This window comes from Providencia sp. PROV197 (genome assembly GCF_028479625.1).
Lineage (GTDB): Bacteria > Pseudomonadota > Gammaproteobacteria > Enterobacterales > Enterobacteriaceae > Providencia > Providencia vermicola.
This window is the reverse complement of record NZ_JAMPNZ010000026.1, coordinates 14,871-36,520: the sequence shown is the minus strand read 5'-3', so window position 1 is coordinate 36,520 and position 21,650 is coordinate 14,871. Positions and strand designations below refer to the sequence as shown.

18 protein-coding genes are annotated in these 21,650 nt (G+C 42.7%); 13 read left to right on the top strand and 5 right to left on the bottom strand.

Features of this window, described 5'->3' with window-relative positions; all coding sequences use genetic code 11:
- Positions 1–195 precede the first annotated feature (195 nt).
- A complete protein-coding gene (locus PR808_RS15480; protein WP_206086260.1) occupies positions 196–378 on the bottom strand; it encodes a hypothetical protein in 183 nt (60 codons plus the stop codon).
- A gap of 253 nt (positions 379–631) precedes the next feature.
- On the opposite strand from PR808_RS15480, the gene PR808_RS15475 reads away from it, so the two are divergent.
- From PR808_RS15475 to arnT, 6 genes are all read left to right on the top strand, one after another.
- Positions 632–2,089: a DUF4026 domain-containing protein gene (locus PR808_RS15475; RefSeq protein ID WP_272539606.1), complete on the top strand. Its 1,458-nt coding sequence runs from the start codon at positions 632–634 to the stop codon at positions 2,087–2,089.
- Between the two features lie 63 nt (positions 2,090–2,152).
- Complete coding sequence (locus tag PR808_RS15470) at positions 2,153–2,611, top strand: regulatory protein RecX (RefSeq protein WP_206086262.1); 459 nt, start codon at positions 2,153–2,155, stop codon at positions 2,609–2,611.
- A 290-nt stretch (positions 2,612–2,901) separates the two neighbouring features.
- Complete coding sequence (dcuC, locus tag PR808_RS15465; protein WP_206086263.1) at positions 2,902–4,260, top strand: anaerobic C4-dicarboxylate transporter DcuC; 1,359 nt, start codon at positions 2,902–2,904, stop codon at positions 4,258–4,260.
- A gap of 277 nt (positions 4,261–4,537) precedes the next feature.
- Positions 4,538–5,797 carry an aromatic amino acid transport family protein gene (locus tag PR808_RS15460; RefSeq protein WP_206086264.1) on the top strand — a complete coding sequence of 420 codons (1,260 nt, stop codon included), beginning with the start codon at positions 4,538–4,540 and terminating at the stop codon, positions 5,795–5,797.
- Positions 5,798–6,095: 298 nt separating this feature from the next.
- Positions 6,096–7,370, top strand: a complete 1,275-nt coding sequence (locus tag PR808_RS15455) for a bifunctional O-acetylhomoserine aminocarboxypropyltransferase/cysteine synthase (RefSeq protein WP_206086265.1) — start codon at positions 6,096–6,098, stop codon at positions 7,368–7,370.
- 400 nt (positions 7,371–7,770) lie between these two features.
- A complete protein-coding gene (arnT, locus tag PR808_RS15450) occupies positions 7,771–9,414 on the top strand; it encodes a lipid IV(A) 4-amino-4-deoxy-L-arabinosyltransferase (RefSeq protein ID WP_206086266.1) in 1,644 nt (547 codons plus the stop codon).
- A 56-nt stretch (positions 9,415–9,470) separates the two neighbouring features.
- Here arnT and PR808_RS15445 read toward each other — a convergent pair whose 3' ends face one another.
- The 4 genes from PR808_RS15445 to PR808_RS15430 are packed head-to-tail and all read right to left on the bottom strand — an operon-like array spanning position 9,471 to position 14,305.
- Positions 9,471–9,644, bottom strand: a complete 174-nt coding sequence (locus PR808_RS15445) for a hypothetical protein (protein WP_206086267.1) — start codon at positions 9,642–9,644, stop codon at positions 9,471–9,473.
- Entirely contained in the window at positions 9,641–12,745 is a 3,105-nt protein-coding gene (locus PR808_RS15440) for a MexW/MexI family multidrug efflux RND transporter permease subunit (protein WP_272539605.1), read from the bottom strand. The genes PR808_RS15445 and PR808_RS15440 overlap by 4 nt, the downstream gene beginning before the upstream one ends.
- Before the next feature lie 9 nt (positions 12,746–12,754).
- Positions 12,755–13,864, bottom strand: coding sequence for an efflux RND transporter periplasmic adaptor subunit (locus tag PR808_RS15435; protein ID WP_272539604.1), 1,110 nt, complete (start codon positions 13,862–13,864; stop codon positions 12,755–12,757).
- Between the two features lie 12 nt (positions 13,865–13,876).
- Complete coding sequence (locus PR808_RS15430; RefSeq protein ID WP_206086270.1) at positions 13,877–14,305, bottom strand: DoxX family protein; 429 nt, start codon at positions 14,303–14,305, stop codon at positions 13,877–13,879.
- A gap of 99 nt (positions 14,306–14,404) precedes the next feature.
- Here PR808_RS15430 and soxR point away from each other — a divergent pair, with 99 nt between their 5' ends.
- From soxR to PR808_RS15395, 7 genes are all read left to right on the top strand, one after another.
- Complete coding sequence (soxR, locus tag PR808_RS15425; RefSeq protein WP_225820685.1) at positions 14,405–14,902, top strand: redox-sensitive transcriptional activator SoxR; 498 nt, start codon at positions 14,405–14,407, stop codon at positions 14,900–14,902.
- A gap of 236 nt (positions 14,903–15,138) precedes the next feature.
- A complete protein-coding gene (locus PR808_RS15420) occupies positions 15,139–15,924 on the top strand; it encodes an SDR family oxidoreductase (RefSeq protein ID WP_206086271.1) in 786 nt (261 codons plus the stop codon).
- Between the two features lie 32 nt (positions 15,925–15,956).
- On the top strand, positions 15,957–17,201 hold the full coding sequence (locus tag PR808_RS15415) for a styrene monooxygenase/indole monooxygenase family protein (RefSeq protein ID WP_272516344.1): 1,245 nt from the start codon (positions 15,957–15,959) through the stop codon (positions 17,199–17,201).
- A gap of 15 nt (positions 17,202–17,216) precedes the next feature.
- Positions 17,217–17,759 carry a flavin reductase family protein gene (locus PR808_RS15410; protein WP_241016896.1) on the top strand — a complete coding sequence of 181 codons (543 nt, stop codon included), beginning with the start codon at positions 17,217–17,219 and terminating at the stop codon, positions 17,757–17,759.
- A 10-nt stretch (positions 17,760–17,769) separates the two neighbouring features.
- Positions 17,770–18,552, top strand: coding sequence for a cyclase family protein (locus PR808_RS15405; protein WP_272539603.1), 783 nt, complete (start codon positions 17,770–17,772; stop codon positions 18,550–18,552).
- Between the two features lie 3 nt (positions 18,553–18,555).
- On the top strand, positions 18,556–20,160 hold the full coding sequence (locus tag PR808_RS15400) for a phytoene desaturase family protein (protein WP_272516345.1): 1,605 nt from the start codon (positions 18,556–18,558) through the stop codon (positions 20,158–20,160).
- 81 nt (positions 20,161–20,241) lie between these two features.
- Positions 20,242–21,135, top strand: a complete 894-nt coding sequence (locus PR808_RS15395; RefSeq protein ID WP_241016897.1) for a SphA family protein — start codon at positions 20,242–20,244, stop codon at positions 21,133–21,135.
- Positions 21,136–21,650: the final 515 nt, after the last annotated feature.

Sequence of the window (21,650 nt, the reverse complement as noted above, 5' to 3'; positions counted from 1 at the left end):
TAAAGCGGTTTATTGATAATCTCACAATATTAGTCGGAATTTTATCATTGATGTTGATTGTTTGGGTGGCGCTTAATGCTTTTTAAACCACGAAGTCAAGTTAACCCAAGTATGTTGAAGGAATATTTAAGATGGTTATTCTGTTGTAAAGAATAAGGCCGATATGAACCATATCGGCTTAAATAAAAAATGGGTTTATGGCTTATTTTGTTGGTGAAAACGGACACGCTCATGGAAATAGGCTTTTAGGTGATCTTCCATCTGATGGATTTTTTGCTCTAACGCATTTACAAATACATCGTCATTATTCATATCGAAAACACGCTGCATCGCGAGGTCATCAACGTATTCTTTTTGTTCTTTTGTTAAGTCAGCCATATTTTCATCACCTATATTGGAATGGAGTTATTTACCCGTTATTTTAAGGGAAATAAAAGAAAGAGCACTATTGTGCCTTAGCCAATAGCGTATGAAAAGTAGAATAAATCATTGTCGAATAATGATAATTTATCTACTTAGATGAAATGTGAGGGATCAAATCACAATCTGAATTGGTTAAGAATATTCACAATATTCTTAATGAATATAAGCTGATATCCTCGCCTCAGTCACTTATTAACGGGTCTGAATAATGAACAATAAACAATACTACCTTGATACAGCTGCAGGTGAAGGTGAAAAAGAAGCCTCCATGATGGTTGCTATTCCTGCATCTGAATTGACCTCTGCATTACTTGAACAGCGTTTAGAAGAACAAACCTATTTCACTGAAGGTGAAATTGATTATATTCCTGATGAAGATGGTTTTTTCTTTAATTGTAAAAAAGGGGAAGAAGAGCTGCGCTTTTATGTGGCGTTAGTGGATAGCGACCCAGATTATACAATTAATCCTTATTTTGCGACTGACCCCATTACCCCTGAACTCTATGCCGAAGCGAGTGCTGCGGCACAAGCGGTTATTGTCGAGTGTGTTTTCCATGATCAACCGTTGGTTAATTACTTGCAGCAATTAAAAATCATCCAAATTCTAGTGCCCGATTTATTATTAGGGCTGGATATTTCAGCGGCAGGGAAAGTCTTTACTCGTGAGTGGTTAAATTTCCAATTAATTGATGATTTAATGCCAAGTATTGATTCTTTATATGTTGTTCATGCGATTTATGACCAAGACGATAACGAAGATAAACCTGAAGAAGAACGCGCGCCGACTATGTACTGGTTCCATACCCATGGTTTAGCGCGTTGTGGGTTATCCGAAGCTGAAATTATTATCCCGCATCCGATTTCTTCTTATTATGGTATTCCCGAACTGTTTTGGAGTTTTGTGAATAACAGCATCACCCACGGTAAAATTGTCTTTAATGAGCCAATTTTTATTGGGCAAACACAATCAGGTTATGAATACTTGGTGGCATTACCTTTTGAGGAAGGATTGTTGCACGTGGGTAAATCAACGCCAGTGGATGATTTAAAACCGCTGGAAGAGATGAATTTCGAATTTGGTGATGAAACATCTGAACGTTTTATGGGGGATTGGCATGATAGAGACGAGTCTCACCAGCACCCGTCCGCCATGTTATTTCGCGTAACGCAAGAAAACCCAACGCTGGAAAGTTTCTTTGAAGGGTTTGAAGAGCAAAATGCGATGATGTTTATGCGCACAGATGAAGAAACGGCGGATATGTCCCGTAAAGCGAAGCTGCGTTGGGAATATTTCACCCATATGTTGGATAACTATGGCCCGAAACCCGCGGTGCAGAAAAAAGGTTTCTTTGCTAAGTTCCTCGGTAAAAATGATGAAGAACAAGGGTCAGAATGGCGTTTCTTGGTGAAGTGTGGCATTGGTTATCACGATGCGGAAGAGGACTTTGATGGCCATGAACACATGTGGTTTGAGCCTGTCTCATGGAATGGGGATCAATTTGAAGGGCGCTTAATCAACCATCCTTTCTATGTGCAAACAATGCAAGAAGGGGAGGTTTATCCATTAACCCGTGATGACATTACGGATTGGACAATTTATTTCCAAGACGGCAGCTACACCCCTGACACGATTTACAAGTTGCTTAGTGGCGCACAAGTTCATTAGTCGCGTTTGGCATGATAGACTGGGCGCGCAATGCGCCCAATTGACAGTTAAAAGCTTAATTTGATGAATGAATCTGATCTTTACCAATACGCCCTGTTTATGCTTTCACGCCGTGATTATGGAAAAGCTGAGTTATTTGCTCGGATGAAACGGCGTATGTACGAAAAAAATGACGGCATCATTGATGAAACAGTGATTGAACAGGTGTTGGATAGATTAAGCGAGCAACATTTTCTCGATGATAACCGTGTGGTTGCTCTATTACTGCAAGGCTATGTACGTAAAGGTTACGGGCCGCTACGTATCAAACAAGAAATGCGCCAAAAGGGGTTTTCTCAAACACTTGTCGACCAACATCTTGCCAATATTGAGGTGGATTGGTTTGAAAAAGCAGCTGAAGTGCGCAACAAAAAATTTGGTGATGTATTGCCCGATGATTTTAAAGAGAAAAGTAAGCAAATTCGTTATCTACAATATCGCGGTTTTTTTGGTGATATGATTTACGAACTCTTTAATGGGTAAATTTACGTATTTAATTAGCGATGATAAACAGACATGTTGTTAAGTTGGCCTATCACGCTCATCATTTCCTTATGAATAAAAGCCTTATCCTCCAGTGTTCAAATAATAATCGATAAAATTATCTGCAAAGTAAGTTAGTAAAAAGATTTATTATTTATTTCTCTTGTATTTTTACTCATTTCTATATTAAAAAACATCTGCTGACATGATCATCGTCAGTGAATTTTGCTTAACTATTAGGCAGAGTAATTTTTTTTATAATTACAAAATAAGACAGGCAGGAGAAACAAATGATTGAGCTCTTAATCGGCGTCATTGTCGCCATTGGAGTTGGGCGTTATATCATCAAAGGGTATTCGGCAACGGGCGTGTTAATGACAGGCGGTATTTTACTGCTGATTATTACCGCTATTATGGGAAAAAGTATTTTACCTGGTTCTGTTCCAACGACGGGGTGGCGTGTAACAGACATTCTGGAATACATTAAATTCCTCCTAATGAGCCGAGGTGGTGACCTTGGTATGATGATCATGGTGCTTTGTGGGTTTGCGTCGTATATGACACACATTGGTGCCAACGATGTCGTGGTAAAAATCGCGTCGAAACCACTGAAAATGATCAACTCACCGTATTTATTAATGGTAGCGGCTTATATTGTAGCATGTTTGATGTCACTGGCGGTTTCATCGGCAACTGGCTTAGGGGTGCTATTAATGGCAACCTTATTCCCCGTGATGGTAAACGTTGGGATCAGCCGCGGTGCAGCTGCTGCAATTTGTGCTTCACCTGCTGCAATTATTTTGGCTCCAACATCGGGTGACGTGATCTTGGCGGCACAAGCTGCAGAAATGCCATTAATTGATTTTGCCTTTAAAACCACATTACCGATTTCCATCGCTGCGATTGTTGCGATGTCGATTGCACATTTCTTCTGGCAACGTTATCTCGATAAAAAAGAGCACGTTAAAACAGAAATGTTAGATGTGAATGAGATCAAAACTCATGCGCCTTCTTTCTATGCCATCTTACCTTTCACACCCATTATTGGCGTGTTAGTGTTTGACGGAAAATGGGCACCTGAATTGCACATTGTTACGATTATTGTTGGCTGTATTATTTTAGCTGCAATTATTGAATTTTTACGCAGTTTCAGTGCTAAACACGTCTATGGTGGTTTGGAAGTTTGCTATAAAGGCATGGCGGATGCATTTGCAACGGTGGTCATGCTGTTAGTGGCTGCTGGGGTATTTGCGCAAGGTCTAAGCACAATTGGCTTTATTTCAGGGTTGATTAACCTTGCACAATCTTTTGGGTCAGGCGCTATTGTGATGATGATTGCATTAGTGATTATCACCATGTTAGCGGCGATGACTACGGGTTCAGGTAATGCGCCATTTTATGCTTTTGTGGAATTAATCCCACACTTAGCAAAACAAATGGGAGTTAACCCTGCTTACTTGGTTATTCCAATGCTACAAGCATCTAACTTGGGACGTACTTTGTCCCCAGTTTCAGGGGTTGTGGTTGCAGTTTCTGGTATGGCAAAAATTTCACCGTTTGAAGTAGTGAAAAGAACTTCAGTTCCAGTCTTAGTGGGCTTGGTTGTTGTGGTTATTGCTACTGAAATTTTAGTCCCTATTCATCTGTAAATTTTTAATGATTGCCATAAATGGCTGGGTTAACTTTACCCAGCCATTTTTTTGTTTGCATGAAATTAAATGCTTTATATATAAAAAATACTATTTTAATAACGTAGGAAAATATTTTTTAGCAGAACAATGACAACTCATTTTTTTGTTTAACGTTATTAACGAGATCTACGCCAAAAAGTTGAGTGAAATAACGCGATTAAATTAGGTACTGGTACGCATTTAATGCAAAATCGGCTCATCTTTTTTTAATAACGTTAATGATGAAAAATACACTATGAGCACAATTGAAAAAGCAGTGGTTGCTACGGATAAGCCAGTAAGTAAATGGACGTATAAGGATTTTACGTGGGTACTTTCTTTATTCGGTACCGCAGTTGGGGCAGGCGTTTTATTTTTACCTATCAAAGCGGGAGCTGGGGGGTTTTGGCCATTAGTCGTGTTGGCATTGATTGCAACGCCAATGATTTGGCTAGCACATAAAGGGCTTGCACGTTTTGTTTTATCATCTAAAAATCCAAATGCAGATATTACCGATACCGTTGAAGAGCATTTCGGTAAAACAGGCGCAAATATTATTACTTTTGCCTATTTCTTTGCGATTTACCCAATTGTATTAATTTATGGTGTTGGGATAACAAATACGGTCGATTCTTTCCTCGTGAATCAAATCGGTATGGACCCGCTTCCACGTTGGTTATTATCGGGTGTTTTGATTGCAGCAATGACAGCAGGCGTGGTTTTTGGCCGTGATTTAATGTTAAAGCTGACCTCGCTTATGGTCTACCCGCTGGTATTTATTTTATTAGCACTATCTTTGTATTTAATTCCTGAATGGAATATGTCAATGCTAGAAGTCGCACCAGACTGGGGTTCAATGCCAGTTGTGGTGTGGATGGCGATCCCATTGATCGTATTCTCATTTAACCACAGCCCAATCATTAGCCAATTTACCAAAGACCAACGTCAACAATTTGGTGATAAGGCAATTATCAAAACTGATATGATCACTGGTGGCGCAGCTCTGATGCTCACGGGTTTTGTGATGTTCTTCGTTTTCTCTGTGGTGCTATCGTTGAGCCCAGCGGAACTGGCTATTGCCAAAGAACAAAATATCAGTGTGTTATCGCATATTGCGAATATTAATCCATCCCCGATTCTGTCTTATTTAGGCCCAATTGTTGCCTTCGCCGCAATCGTATCAAGTTATTTTGGGCACTTTTTAGGGGCTCATGAAGGTTTAGTGGGTTTAATCAAATCACGTTCTTCTTTCTCACTAAAGAAAATTGAAATGGTATCGATGCTGTTTATCGTGATTACTACATGGATTGTCACCATTCGTAACCCAAGTATTTTAGGCATGATTGAAACGATGGGGGCACCAATGATTGCTGCTATCCTGTTCATTTTGCCTGTAGTATCGATGAATATTATTCCTGCAATGAAGAAATTTAGCACATCAAAACTGGCGCAAATTTTTACCTTTATCTGCGGATTAGCTTCTATTACATCGGTTATTTACGGCGCGTTTCAGTAAATATCTGAGAAAATAACGTACAGAGAAAGCCACTGCCTTACGGGGCGTGGCTTTTTTTATATCAAGATGCAATAGGTTATAAGCATCGACATTGATATAACCTGATGGTTAAGATGAAGAGGATGAAAATCACGCACAGTTATAACAAAATGAACTAACTCATATGAAATAATTTCAAGTTCAGATAGTTGTCTATCAAAGAGTCTTAGGTAATATCTAGTGTTAACACAGCATCGAACCTCTTACTCGATACCTAATCTGGCAGTGTTTTTCCAGTGCATCATAACAAGGATAACAAATGAAATTAGAAACATTATCGATTCACGCCGGCTACTCTCCAGACCCGACAACGAAGTCTGTCGCCGTTCCGATTTACCAAACCACCTCTTATGCTTTTGATGATACGCAGCATGGTGCGGATCTGTTCGATTTAAAAGTTGCGGGTAATATTTACACGCGAATTATGAACCCGACTAATGATGTGCTGGAAAAACGTGTTGCTGCACTGGAAGGCGGTGTCGCTGGGCTGGCGGTTGCCTCTGGGATGGCGGCGATTACCTACGCGATTCAAACTATTGCTCAAGCTGGGGATAACATAGTTTCTGTTGCAAAGCTGTATGGCGGAACTTATAACTTATTAGCTCATGCTTTGCCTCGCTTAGGGATTGAAACTCGTTTCGCAGAACACGATGATTTAGCGGCATTAGAAGCGCTGATTGATGAAAAAACCCGTGCAGTTTTTTGTGAGTCTATTTCGAACCCCGCTGGGTTTATTGTCGATATTGCTGCGCTGGCGGAAGTTGCACATCGTCATGGCGTACCACTCATTGTGGACAATACGGTCGCAACGCCGTATTTATGCCGACCTTTTGAACATGGCGCGGATATTGTTGTTCACTCATTGACTAAGTATATTGGCGGTCATGGTACATCACTGGGCGGTATGGTCGTTGACTCTGGGAAATTCCCATGGACACAATATCCAAATCGTTTCTCACTACTGATTGAGCCCGATGTGGCTTACCACGGAGTCAGTTATACTGAACACTTTGGTGCAGCAGCCTTTATTGCTCGTTGCCGTGTTGCCCCTTTACGTGGAACGGGGGCTGCATTATCCCCATTTAATTCATTCTTGATTTTACAAGGTTTAGAAACCTTGGCATTAAGAATGGACAGACACACAGAAAATGCGCTAAAAGTGGCTAATTTTCTTGAAAAACACCCTCAAGTAGAGTGGGTTAAATATGCGGGATTACCCAGTAATCCCGAGCACGCGTTAGCGCAGAAATACATGAACGGTAAGCCTGCGAGCATTATGTCGTTCGGTATTAAAGGCGGACAAGAAGCAGGGGCTCGTTTTATTGATGCACTGCAACTGATTGTTCGGCTGGTGAATATTGGTGATGCCAAGTCACTGGCGTGTCACCCTGCATCCACAACTCATCGTCAGTTAAATGATGCAGAGCTCGCCCAAGCAGGTGTTTCACGAGATATGATCCGTTTATCTATCGGGATTGAACATATTGACGATATTCTTGCAGACCTTGAGCAAGCCTTAGTCGCTGCAAAATAGTTGTTAGTTGTTATCAAGAAAAACCAGTTATGGGTAATACCATGACTGGTTTTTTTTGTTTGAGCGTAAATAAAAAGGTTTTTATTTTAATTTTAAACATTAAGAATTAATTAATTTTTAAATATTAATAGAATCCCCCTTCGTGAATGAACTATTTTTTATATAACGAGTCTTAACACTCGATTCTTATCTCTTTTTTAAGATGAATAAAATGTGGTATTCATTCATTCATTTATTGATTGTTTATAAATATCAATGTGAAAAACAGGGTAATCATTGATTTGTTTATGCGGGGTTTAATTGTCGCAATGATAATAACCTAATAGAAAATGGCAAGCGTTGCTTTCACGCTAACAGCTTAAAAGTATTAAATATTAATAACAAGAATGGTTGAGATGAGATGATTATGGCAAATAATAAAATTGCCTGCCTTAAGTGGTGTCTACTATTTGTATTTATTGTTGCAACCTATTTTTTGCCGTTAAACGGGCGGCTGTTATGGCAGCCTGACGAGCTCCGTTATGCTGAAATTAGTCGTGAACTAATCATCAGTTATAATTGGAGTGTGCCAGAACTGCTGGATGTTCGTTATTTCGAAAAACCCATTTTTGGTTATTGGGTTGGTGCTATTTTTCAAATGTTATTTGGTGAAAATAATGTTTCTGTTCGCCTTGGTGTTGTATTTAGTACACTAATCAGTGGGTTATTTGTTTACCTTAGCGCTAAAATGGCGTGGAAAAACCCACGTATCGCGTTTAATGCCACGTTTATTTACCTTTCCATGTTGATGGTGTTTACCATTGGCACTTATAACATTCTTGACCCTATCGTTACCGCATTTATCACGATGGTGATTTTCTTTTTCCAATGGGGGTTGACCACTAAACGATTTTCCCACCAGCTCTTGGCCTATATTTTACTGGGGGTGGCCTGTGGTTTAGGGGTATTAACGAAGGGGTTCTTAGTTTTAGTTTTGCCAGTGTTAGTGTGTTCAGTCGCTGGAATTTATTTTAAAAAATTTAAAGACGTTTTTGTTTTTTCATTTGTGTCGATTTTCACGGCCTTTGTGGTTTGCTTGCCATGGGCATTTGTGATTGCCAGCCGTGAACCTGATTTTTGGCGTTATTTCTTCTGGGTCGAACATATTCAGCGGTTTATGGCTGATAACGCTCAAAACAAATCCCCATTTTGGTTTTATATTCCTATCATGATGGCGGCAGTTTTGCCGTGGTTAGGTTACTTATTTGGTGCTTTGCGCCAAGCATGGCAGCAAAAAGGGATGCATTTTTATTTCTTATTATGGTTCCTTGCGCCGTTTATTTTTTTTAGCATCACTAAAGGTAAGCTACTCACGTATATTTTGCCGTGTATTGCACCCATCGCGATCTTAATGGCTGCGTATATTGAAAAAATGCTAACAGAGAAAAAAACACTCGCCATCCGTGCAAACGCGGTGATTAATATGGTGATTGGCGGGCTGGCTGCGGGCGTAATCATTGCATCACCATATATACCTAAAATTAATATTTATCAGGCAGATGAAAGCTATAAATTAGGGTTGGCGGCAGGGGCCTTTATTTTTTGGCTAGTGGTTGCTTTTATTTCAATGAAGCCGCGGTTTTGGTATTTAGCCGCTGTATGTACGGTAGCGATTAGTTTAAGTGTGGGCCATGTGATCCCAAATTATGTGGCAAGTAACAATACCCCTCAGAAGTTAGTCGCCAAGTATTCGCATCAACTGGAAAATAAATCGGTATTATTGACCAACAATGTGGGTTTAGGCACGGCACTAGCTTGGGTGCTAAAACGCAGTGATATTACGATGTTGCATCAAACGGGGGAATTAGGCTACGGGCTGCAATATCCTGATGCTGCAAACCGTTTTTATCGCTTGAGTCAATTACCTGCATTGTTAGAAAGCCATCAATACAAAAATGTAGCTGTCGTTGTGGAAGGCTCACAACATGAATTGGTTGATGCGCTTCCTGGTAATCCAATAATTATTCGAGAGGGCAATTTGATATTTGCCTTTTACGAAGGGTAGTGATGAAAAACCGCATAACTCATAATGAATTATGCGGTTTGGTTTGAAAAGGCTAATTAACGAGTTGGTTTAGTCGTCATTATTTCATTATCTGCAATGCTGGCCTTGCCAGTGTTAGTCGCTACCCCGTGGTAAATTAACAGCATTGCCATACTGTTACTCATCGTATTCATCTCCACAGTATGGGGCGTTTGGCGAAGGTTTTGCTTGTTACTTGCTGTATTTCTCATTGTGAAGTCTCCTGAGTTTCTTTGATCAGGCGATTGGCTTCAGCAAGCTCATAACGCCTAGGTGTCAATGTGGTAGCACTGTGATTGCGTGCTAATACTGAATAAATGGTTGGTAGAACAAATAACGTAAATAGTGTCCCAACTAACATCCCTGTGACAATGACTAACCCGAGGCCAAAGCGGCTGTTAGCACCCGCACCCGTGGCGAATAACAACGGCACCAAGCCAATCACCATGGCCGCTGTTGTCATTAAAATTGGGCGTAAACGAATTTGCGCGGCTTTTAAAATGGCATGACGGCGGTCTAATCCTTCATTAGCCTGTAATTCATTGGCAAATTCCACCATCAATATTCCATGCTTACTGATTAAACCAATCAAGGTCACAAGGCCGATTTGGGTATAAATATTTAGTGTGGCATAGCCCAAGGATAGTGGGATTAGTGCACCACAAATCGATAATGGTACAGTGATAAGAATGATCAGCGGGTCGACCAAGCTTTCATATTGCGCTGCGAGTACTAAATAAATAATGATAAGCGCCGCCATAAAGGCGAAGGCGAGGGTGTTACCTTCTTGTTTATATTGGCGCGAATCGGATTGCCAGTCATGGCTAAAGCCAGCTGGAAGTTCATTGGCAATTTCATCAAGGTAAGCAACTGCCTGTCCTAAAGTAACACCAGGAGCAGGAATGGCTTGGAATATTGCCGCATTTTGTTGGTTAAATTGCGTCAGTTTGTTCGGCTCAACTTGTGTATGAATATCTACTACCGTAGATAACGGTATCATTGAGCCAGTTTCTGCTTTGACATAGTGGCGTGAAAGCGCTTCTGGCGTCAGGCGTTGGTTGCGCATACTTTGTGGGATCACATCGTAAGAACGGCCATCCATCCCAAAGCGGTTAATATAGTTTTCGCCGACTAATAAAGTCAGGGATTCACCAATATCTTGCATGCGAATGCCTAAACTGTTGGCTTTAGAACGGTTAATGCGTACTTCTACCACAGGGTTGTTATAGTCGAGGTCACTGTCCACGACCATAAATAAACCACTTTCCCGCGCTTGTTGTTTGATTTCTTCCATGGTTTTATATAGCACCGAGTAATCTTGCGGGCTTCTTAACACCATTTGAATCGGCAATCCGCCTGTTGAACCAGGTAAGGCTGGTAATTGGAAAACAAAAATACTGTTTCCTTCCACATCGCCAACGCGCCCCTGTAAATCCGTTTGAATAGCAGAAGCCGGTCTATCCCGTTTTTCCCAAGAAGACAAGTTGGTACCTCCAAAACTGGCGGAAGGGCCATCAGTTCCGTTAATAATCCACGTACTTTCGGTTTCAGGTAGCTCCATGAAAACATCATGTAATTTACGAGAAAACCGTTCGACATACTCAAGGTTGGCATGTTGTGGGGACTTAATCGCGGTTAATACGCTCGATTGGTCTTCAACAGGGGCTAATTCGCGCGGTGCGGATTGGTAAAGCATTGGCAAGCTGATGAATACCGCCACGGCAATCACACCCGTTATCCAACGGTTTTTTAACGAAAAATTCAATAAAATGGTATAATAGTGCGCCAGTGTGGTGAAGAATTTTTCTGCCATCCGTGCCATGCGGCCTTCATTCTGTTTTGAGTTCAGCATAAAGGAGCTCATGACAGGGGAAAGGGTCAATGCCACGATACCAGAAACAATCACCGCACCTGCAAGCGTTAGGGCGAATTCTTTAAATAACGCGCCCGTTAGGCCAGACATCAAACCAATAGGCGCATAAACGGCGGCTAAGGTAATAGTCATCGCAATGACGGGCCCTGCCACTTCTCGGGCACCAATTAAGGCAGCTAATACAGGGGATTCCCCTTCTTCAATATGGCGATGGACGTTTTCTACCACCACGATGGCATCATCGACCACCAGTCCAATCGCTAAAACCATTGCTAGTAAGGTTAATAAGTTGATACTAAAGCCAAAAGCCATCATAAGAGCCGCAGCACCCAGCATGGATAAAGGAATGGCTAAGATAGGAATAATCACGCTGCGAATTGAGCCTAAACATAGGTAAATTACGGCAATAACGATTAGCAAAGCTTCGACTAACGTATTGATAACTTGGTCGATAGAGGCCTTAATAAACCGTGAAGTTTCAAAGGCCATTTCCACTTTCACTCCTGGTGGCAAAGTTTTATCAATATCTGGCATTAATTTATTCATGCCATCAACGATGACAAGTGGGTTGCCTGTTGGGGTTGCAAACAAACCGAGGTAAATTGCGGGTTCACCATTCATTAAGCCACTCGTTTCTGTCGAGGCGGCTCCGAGTTCAATGGTGCCAACATCTTTTAAGCGAACTAATCCATTACCATCATTGCGGATCACTAAGTCACGGAATTCATCCACATTAGTTAAGTCGGTATTCACATAGACATTAGAAATGACATATTCGCCTTTGACTTTACCTGGTGCAGCTTGGTAGTTATTTTGGCGAACGGCTTGTGCAACATCAGCAGCAGAAAGCCCGCGGCCAGCTAGTTTATCGGCATCAAGCCATAAGCGCATGGCAAGTTGTTGCCCACCAAATACCTGTACTTTCGCGACGCCTTCAATAGAAGAATACATCGGCTCGACCACACGAGAAATATAGTCGGTTAGCGCAGGAATGGACAACTCGGTACTTGAAAACCCAATATAGGCAACCGCGGTTGATTCGCCAGAAGATAACTCGATGACTGGGTCATAAGCTTCTTTCGGCAACTTGTAGCGCACTTGGTTAACTTTCGCCATCACTTGCGCAAGGGCTTGAGTTGAGTCGCGGTTTAATTCCATACGCACGGTGACAAGGCTGCTACCTTGTACAGAAGATGAAGATAAATAATCGACGCCTTCAACTGAAGAAACGGCTTGGGCGATAGGCTGGGTGACAAACCCCTGCATCAGTTTTGCTGATGCGCCAGGATATTGTGTCGTAATCGTCACTGTGGCACTTTCTAGCTGTGGGTATTGGCGAATGGGTAATTTGCTCAGAGCAAATAAGCCAATCAACACGATTAACGCACTGACCACTAAGGCTAAAACAGGACGGCGTACAAAAATATCAGTAAATTTCATCACGCCTCCTTATGAACCTTGCTGAGTGTGTGCGGTGGGTTCAGACAAGGTATCTTGCGCAACTGGCGTAACTGCAGAACCATTATTGAGGCGTAATTGGCCTGATGTGACCACTTTATCGTTAGTGCTTAACCCATGTTCAACTTCAATTTTGCCATCCCAACGTTGGCCTGTTTTGACGGAAACGCGTTTGACCGTCATGGCATCACCTTCACCCTCTGTAATAAAGACTGTATCCCCGTAAGCGGTATAAGTGACAGCTGTTTCTGGGATAGTAAGTACCTGATTATTGGCTTGGCGAACCACATTCACGTTGGCGTACATACCCGCTTTGAGCGTGCCATCGCTATTTTCTAATGTCGCTTGTAGCGCAATAGTGCGTGATTTACCAATGAGAGGATCAATCGCAGTAATGCGAGCAGGGAAGGTTTTATTTGGGTAGGCGTCTACCGTAACATCAACCACTTGCCCTTGATGTAATTCAGGGGATGCTTGCTCGTCTAATGAAAAATTCAGCTTTAACGTTTTGGTATCAACCAAACTTGCGATGGTTTCACCAGGTGTTAGATACTGTCCTTCATGCACTTGACGAATACCAATCGTGCCATCAAAAGGTGCACGAATGGTTTTTTGCGCAATTAACGCTTGAGTTTGACGAATGAGCCCTTGAGCAATATCGCGCTCTGCTCGAGTACTATCCACTTGGGCTTCAGCTACTAAATGTTGCGCAGATAACGAACTGGTTCTTTGATATAAGCGTGCTGCATTACGCATCTGTGCTTGATAGCGAGATAAATCCGCTTGCTCTACGGCATCATTGAGTTGCACTAAAACTTGGCCTTTTTTGACTTGTTGTCCAGATTCAAAGGTTATTTTAGTAATTCGGCCATTCGTTTCTGCCGCAACTTGCACTTGGCTGCCAGCCTCTAATTCTCCCACACCATAAAACGTTCGTGGTGCCGTATCTAGAGTGACCGTAGCGAGTGCAACCTTGGTTGGCGGGTATTGGTATGCCGCTTTTTCGTCGCCCTCATTTTGTGCGTAGGTGGAATAAATGGCGCTACCGCCCCCTGCTGCGATTAAAATAGTACATAGTGTGATTATTGTTTTTTTACTCATTTAATTTTCCTTCTATTTCTGCATTTTCAGCGAGAAATAAAGACCTCGAAAATGCCCTGCAATCGCGATGGCAATTAACCCACCAATGACAGCAATATGTTCAATAGCCCAAAACATGGCGATTTGTGCTTGTTCTCCCGTGTAACTCCAAAAAGTGTGCACAATCACAATGGTGAGGAACAAAAAGGTGGCAAGTGCCCCTGTTGCAAGCCATAACAAACGGTTAAGTAATACGAAAACTGAGCCAATCAGCATCACAGCGGCAGAGGCTATATTGAAGAACCAGTCTGGATGCAGACCAGCAGCACGCATTTCAGCGAGACTACTTTCATAGTTAAGTACTTTGGCTAACCCTGATGAAATAAATAAAACCAAGACAAGTAAGCGAGCAATAAACCATAAGCTATTGCTTTCTAACATTTTGGTGATAACCAATGGCATGAACCTATCCCCTTTCAAAAAATAACGTCAATTGACAAAGTCACAGGGTCGCACTATAAAACCTTAAGTTAAGTTGAGGTCAAGCAAAGGTAAGCAAAAATGGCAAGTAAAGACACGAAAGCGATAAAACCCCAAAAAAATGGCGGAATAAACATCGATCCTACAAGGGCACTAACGGTTGGTGAGGTCGCTAAACGTTCAGGTGTTCCTGTTTCTACTGTGCATTTTTATGAATCAAAAGGATTAATACAAAGTACTCGAACACACGGCAACCAACGGCGATTCCATTCAGTCGTATTGCGCTATATTGCCATTATTAAAGTTGCGCAAAGCACAGGTATTCCATTGCAAGAAATACAGGATGCATTAGGCCGTTTTCCTGCAAATAGTGCACTTACGTCGGAGCAGTGGAAAGAAATGTCCACACAATGGCGTGTTTCGTTGGATAAACGTATTCGGCAGCTCACGCGTTTACGTAATGAATTGGATAATTGCATTGGTTGTGGTTGTTTATCATTAAGTGATTGCCCGTTGCGTAACCCTGATGACGTATTAGGGAAAAGAGGCCCTGGCGCACGTATTTTAGAGCGACCTTAAATAACGATAGAATTATGTCCTGCTATTAATCACACTTTTCATTTTTTGGATAGCTGCTGCGAAAAGTGGCTATTTCCCCTCATATATCATCGCTTTGTTGACTAAATTGCCGCACTGGGTGGATATTTTTTGCGCCCAGCGGCTACAGCTTTTCGCTCATTCTGCGTAATTATTAGTTATGTTAATTTTTTGTAAATTCATTGTAATAAGATGAGAGCGAAAAGAGGGCGTCAACGATGAAAGGTTTGAATAGCAAAATTGCAATTGTGACTGGGGGCGCGACCAAAATTGGCGCAACAGTGGCAAAAGTGCTGAGCAGTTATGGTGTTAAAGTCACTATTTTTGATATTGACGCAGTCAATGGTGAAAAAGTCGCACAAAGTGAGCCAAATATTGATTTCTTGCCTGTGGATATCACTGACGATCAACAACTTAAACAGGGCATTGATCGTGTTGCTCAAAAGTATGGGCAACTCGATTTTTTGGTTAATCTGGCCGCGACTTATCTTGACGAAGGCCAGCTATCTTCACGACAAGATTGGTTAACTGCATTAAATATCAATGTGGTCAGTGCCGTTATGGCGGCGCAATTTGCCAAAGCACACTTTGTGAAAGCAGGTAAAGGTGCCATCGTCAACTTTACCAGTATTTCGTCTTCTGTTGCTCAAACAGGCCGTTGGCTCTACCCCGCATCAAAAGCAACGATGCTGGAAGTGACTCGCAGCCAAGCGATGGATTATGCCGATAACGGTATTCGTGTGAATTCGGTTTCCCCTGGCTGGACATGGTCCCGTGTGATGGATGAAATTACGGGGGGCGACCGCAAAAAAACCGACCGTGTTGCGGCGGATTATCACTTATTAAAACGCGTGGGTGACCCTGAAGAGGTGGCTCAAGTTGTTGCGTTCCTACTTTCTGATCTGGCGAGTTTCGTGACTGGCGCAGATTACGCCGTTGATGGCGGTTACTCCGCTATGGGCCCTGAACAGGCTAAACCTGCAATTCCCCGTCTTGCACAATAAGACACCATTTAAACTTTGCTGAGGAAAATACTATGCGTCGTATTGCTATCGTAGGTGGTGGTCAAGCGGGGATGCCGTTGGCTTTAGGTTTGTTAGATAAAGGCTATTTCGTTACTGTTGCGACAAACCGCACACCAGAGGATGTTAAAAATGGCCGTGTGATGTCGAGCCAATGCATGTTTGATATTTCGCTGCAATTTGAGCGTGATTTGGGGATTAACTTTTGGGAAGACAAATGCCCTCCTGTTGAAGGCATCGGTTTTACTGTTCCTCATCCTGAAAAAACAGGTGAAAAAGCCATTTCTTGGCGCTCGCGCTTAGACAACTATGCACAAGCCGTCGATCAGCGTATTAAAATGCCTTATTGGATGGAGTTGTTTGCAGCACGTGGCGGCAATTTACGTATTGAAGATGTTGGCGTTGCAGAGCTGGAGCGTTTGGCAGAAACCCATGACCTCGTTGTGTTGGCGGGGGGAAAAGGGGAAATTGTTAAACTGCTTGAACGTGATGAAACGCGCTCGCCATATGATAAACCCCAACGTGCCTTGGCACTCACTTATGTGCACGGCATGTTGCCAACGTCTGAATACTCTCAAGTGTCGTTTAACTTGATCCCTGGTGTTGGTGAGTACTTTGTGTTTCCATCCCTGACCAATAGCGGTGATTGCCACATTATGGTCTTTGAAGGTATCCCTGGTGGCCCAATGGATCAGTGGGGTGAGGCGCGTACACCGCAAGAACATTTGGCGTACAGTAAAAAAATCCTTAACACCTATTTACCTTGGGAAGCCGATCGCTGTCGTAATATCGAATTGACGGATGATAACGGCATCTTAGCTGGGCGCTTTGCACCGACGGTGCGCAAGCCTGTATTAACGTTGCCATCGGGTAAGATTGTGTTTGGTTTAGGGGATGCGTTAGTGACGAACGATCCATTAACAGGCCAAGGCTCGAATAACGCGACTAAGGCTTGTAAAGTCTACTATGACGCGATCTTAGCGCACGGTGATAAGCCCTATACTGCACAGTGGATGAACGACACCTTCGAACAGTTCTGGAAATATGGTCGCCATGTTGTGGAGTGGACAAACTCATTATTAGCGCCACCAGAGCCACATATTTTGCATCTGTTAGGTGCTGCCCAGCAATTACCATCCCTCGCACACACTATTGCAAATGCTTTTAACTACCCGCCAGTTCTGTTCCCTTGGTGGAAAGATGGGGCGGCATGTGAGGCCTACATTCAATCACAAATGATGGAAGAAGCCCGCGCTTAACGGGGAGGATTGGCTATGTCTATGATTGCAGAGGATACATTTATGTGCGAAAGGGAATGGGGTCATACCGAATTTGAGTCGAAAACCTTGCGCAACTTGCTCGGGTGCTACCCAACAGGGGTCGCAATCGTGACAACACGAACCGCAGATGGCCGTGATGTGGGGCTAACCATTAACTCATTTGCGTCGTTATCACTCGACCCACCATTAGTTTTATGGAGCTTAGTGAATCATTCACCAAACTTAGCGGTATTTCGTGATTGCTCACATTTCACCATCAATATCTTAGGCCACGGGCACCAAGAACTTGCTATGCGCTTTGCGAATCCACGCATTGAAAACAAGTTTGAAGAGGTGGCTATCCATCTGACCCCTGAAGGCGTGCCTGCTTTGCACGGCGCGATTGCGACGCTGGTTTGTGAAAACCACAAGCAAGACACTCTAGGTGACCATTTATTGATGGTGGGGCATGTGCGCCGTATCGGTAGTGAAACGGGTAAGCCGTTAGTTTTCCACGGCGGTGGCTTTACCGCTTTACATGAATCGCCATTGGCGTAGGAGAAACACCATGAATCAGCAAGCATTGATGACATTCGCTAAAGAATTACAGCAAGGCAATATTCAGGTTGTCGATCTAACACAAACCTTATCGCCATCATTCCCTGCACTGCAATTACCTGAGCAGTTTGGGCAGGTGTGGTCGTTCAGTATGGAGCAAATCTCCCGTTACGATGATAATGGCCCTGCTTGGTATTGGAATAACTTTAGTTGTGGCGAACATACTGGCACGCACTTTGATGCACCTATTCACTGGATCAGTGGTAAAGACCAAGTGAATAACACGGTCGATACCATCCCTGTTGAAAATTTTGTTGCCCCTGCCGTGGTGGTTGATGCAAGCAAAGAAGTGGCTGAAAATTCAGACTGGGTGTTAACGGTCGAGTTTTTGCAAAAATGGGAAGAAAAGCATGGCAAAATTCCCAAAGCGGCTTGGGTACTTTTTAGAACGGATTGGTCGAAAAAAGCGGATGATCCTGCGGCTTATGTGAGTATGCGTGAAGATGGGGCTCACACACCAGGGCCTTCCCAAGAAGCGGTTGAATGGCTCATTCACGAGCGTGACGTAAAAGGGTTTGGTGTTGAGACCATCAATACTGATGCAGGGCAGTCCTACAGTTGGCCTGTACCTTACCCATGCCACACCTTAATGCATGGCAACAATAAATATGGCCTACAGTGCTTGAAAAACCTCGATAAATTACCGCCAACAGGCGTAGTAATTGTTGCGGCTCCGCTGAAAATCGAAGGGGGATCAGGTAGCCCATTACGCGTCTTGGCACTAGTGGGGTGAGGTATGGCAACACTTTCTAACCCACAAGTGATCGTCGTTGGTAGCGGGATGAATTCCTTGATGTGCGCGGCTTTGCTGGCGGTGCGCGGAAAATCGGTGTTGGTGTTAGAACGAAACGATCGCTTAGGCGGTTGTATTCGGACTGAAAATTTATTTGAAGGGTATACCCATGATCTGCTTTCTTGTTGGTATTCACTGTTTGTTGGTAGCCCCGGCTATCAAGAATTAGAACCCCATCTGAAAAAGTATGGATTAGAGTTTGCCCAATGCGACTATTCAACAGGGTTAGTCCAACCCGATGGGAAGTCTATTGCACTGAAGCGGGATGTTGCTGAGGCCGCGAAACAGCTCGATCTCATTGCGCCTGGTGATGGGCTAGCATTTCGTAAAATGGCAGACAAATTATTCACCCAAGATGCGGCGCTCACATTTGGTTTATTAGGGCAAAACCCTTATAGCGGCGGTATGTTAAAGCTGTTGTTTTCTGAATGGCGTAAACGGGGTGTCGATGGGTTGTTGGATTTTGCTAAATCAGGTGTGGAAAGCTTTCGTCGTTGGTCAGAACGTGAATTACAGCACGATTTTAGCCGCGCATTGATGGCGCCATGGGTACTTCACACAGGGTTAGGGCCTGATGAAGCGAGTTCGGCGCTAATTGGTAAATTAACCTTCGCTGCCGTTGTTGCTGGTGGGATGCCTGTCGTCAAAGGCGGCAGTTATCGCATCGTTGAGGCATTTGCGAAAGTGATTGAAGCCCATGGTGGCGAGCTTAAGACGGGAATGCACGTTGAGAAAATAGTGACTCAAGGTGAGGGGAAAAATAGCCGCGCAACAGGCGTTATCGTTAATGGGCAAATGATTAATACTACCGAAAGTGTGGTGTGCAACGTGACCCCAACGCAGCTATATGGCTCATTACTCGATAATGTATCGCCTCAGGTGATGGAAAGGGCAAAAGGCTACCGCTATGGCCGTGCAGGTATGCAAATTCATTTTGCATTAAGTGCGCCACCACCTTGGTGCAATCCCGAATTATTAAATGTTCCACTCGTTCATTTCACCGAAAGTATGGAACAGGTTTGTTTATCCGTAACTCAAGCGAACAATGGCTATCTACCTGAAAAACCAACGTTTGGCATTGGTCAACCTACTACGTTAGATCCCAGCCGTGCGCCAGATGGCGGATGGATTTTATGGATCCAAATGCAAGAATTGCCAAGGCGCCTAAAAGGTGATTCCGCAGGAGAAATTCGCATCCCTGAAGATGGGCGGTGGGATGAAGACGTACGAGAGGCGGTCGCGGATAGAATTCAGCAACGTTTAGAGTTAGTCATGCCTGGTTTTTCTTCGTTGATCGTGGGGCGCCACGCAATTTCTCCTGCAGATTTAGAAAGTTATAACTGCAATCTTGTCGGTGGCGATCCCTATTCAGGTACTTGTTCCCCCGACCAATTTTTCTGGTTACGGCCTTTTGCAGCATCAGGTCAAACAAAAACACACAAAACAGCAGTTAAAAACCTTTTTCATATTGGCGCATCAACACATCCAGGGCCTGGCCTTAGCGGTGGTTCAGGTTACCTTGTAGCGCAAAAATTGACGAAAAAATAGGACATAAATAAAACGCAAGGGAACTGCGAGATAACAGGCAAAGCACACACAGTAAGAAAACCCACTATGGCAGGAAACATGATGAATAAAAAAATAATCAGTCAGCTTGTTGCAGGTTCGTGTCTCAGCATACTTTCGTTTGGTACCCTCGCGACGGAAGGGGGTGGGCTAGGGATCTATCCCGATGGTCTCGAAAACTTTATGTCAGGTGCATTACCTCCGCAAGGTGTACATGTGCTGATGTATGGTGGAAATGCCCATTATGACAGTATTCGCGATAATAAAGGGGATAAAATTCCTGTGCCAGGTTTTAGCGTGAATGTGAATGTATTGGCTCCTCGCTTAATTTGGGTAACGGATCAAAAAATACTGGGTGGTGACTTAGCCTTCCATACCATCGTGCCATTATTGGATGTGACTGCAAAAGCGGCAGGTAAAAAAGAGACGAGTCGTGGGCTAGGCGATGTAACGTTTGGACCTGCACTGGGCTTCCACCCTTCGGCAGATTTACATTATGTGGTTGGGTTAGATGCCTATGCACCGACAGGAAAATACAGTAAAACAGACCCTTCTAGTTTAGGTAAAAATTATTGGGCGTTACAACCCGTGTGGGCAATTAGCTATATTCCCCCTGTGGGCGTGAATGCGGATTTAAAAATGATGTATGACTTCAATTTTCGCAATAACGATACGAAAACTCGCTCAGGGCAAGCCTTTCATGCAGATTATGGTTTAGGTTGGGGATTTGGTAATGGGTGGGTAGCAGGGATTGGCGGCTATGCTTTTTGGCAAACAACAGATGACAGTGGCCCGAATTCGGCCCAAGGAAAAGCGCGTGCTTACTCCATCGGCCCTTCAATTCGCTACGCGAATCCACAAGGCTGGTTGTTTACTGCTAAATGGGAAAAAGATTTTGAAGTCAGAAACCGCCCAGAAGGTTCTCAAATTTATTTAAAAGCCTCTATTCCTTTCTAACTATTTAATTTCATTGATTTGAATGCACAGCATAATAAAAACCATGCTGTGCTTTTTTATTTATACTGTAAATATATAAATGATATTCTTTGTGAATAAAAAGATAAAAATGTATCTTTATATTTAAATGAAGGTTTAATGGATTTTAACTTCCATTTTATTGGTGTAAGTTAAATTAACTAATTTACCCTTAATATTGAAAATAGAGTTGACTTGATTTTTTAAGTGTATATTATTTCGCTCGGTTTTTAGTTGTAATATAAACTAGCATTAAATTTCTATATTAAGATATTCTTATTGTATTGATTTTTATTTATTTTTTAGTATTTTAATCATTTAAAAATATAACATTTTTGCTTTAACGTAAAAATTTATATGAATGCTTTATGGTCTTATTTTTGAATTTTTATGTGTGAGTTAAAAATTAATTGAAAATCTGAATAACGTATTTTTCATTTTTGTCTCTATATTAGATACCCCTCTATACTTTAGAGTAAAGAGGGGTTTTTTTTCTT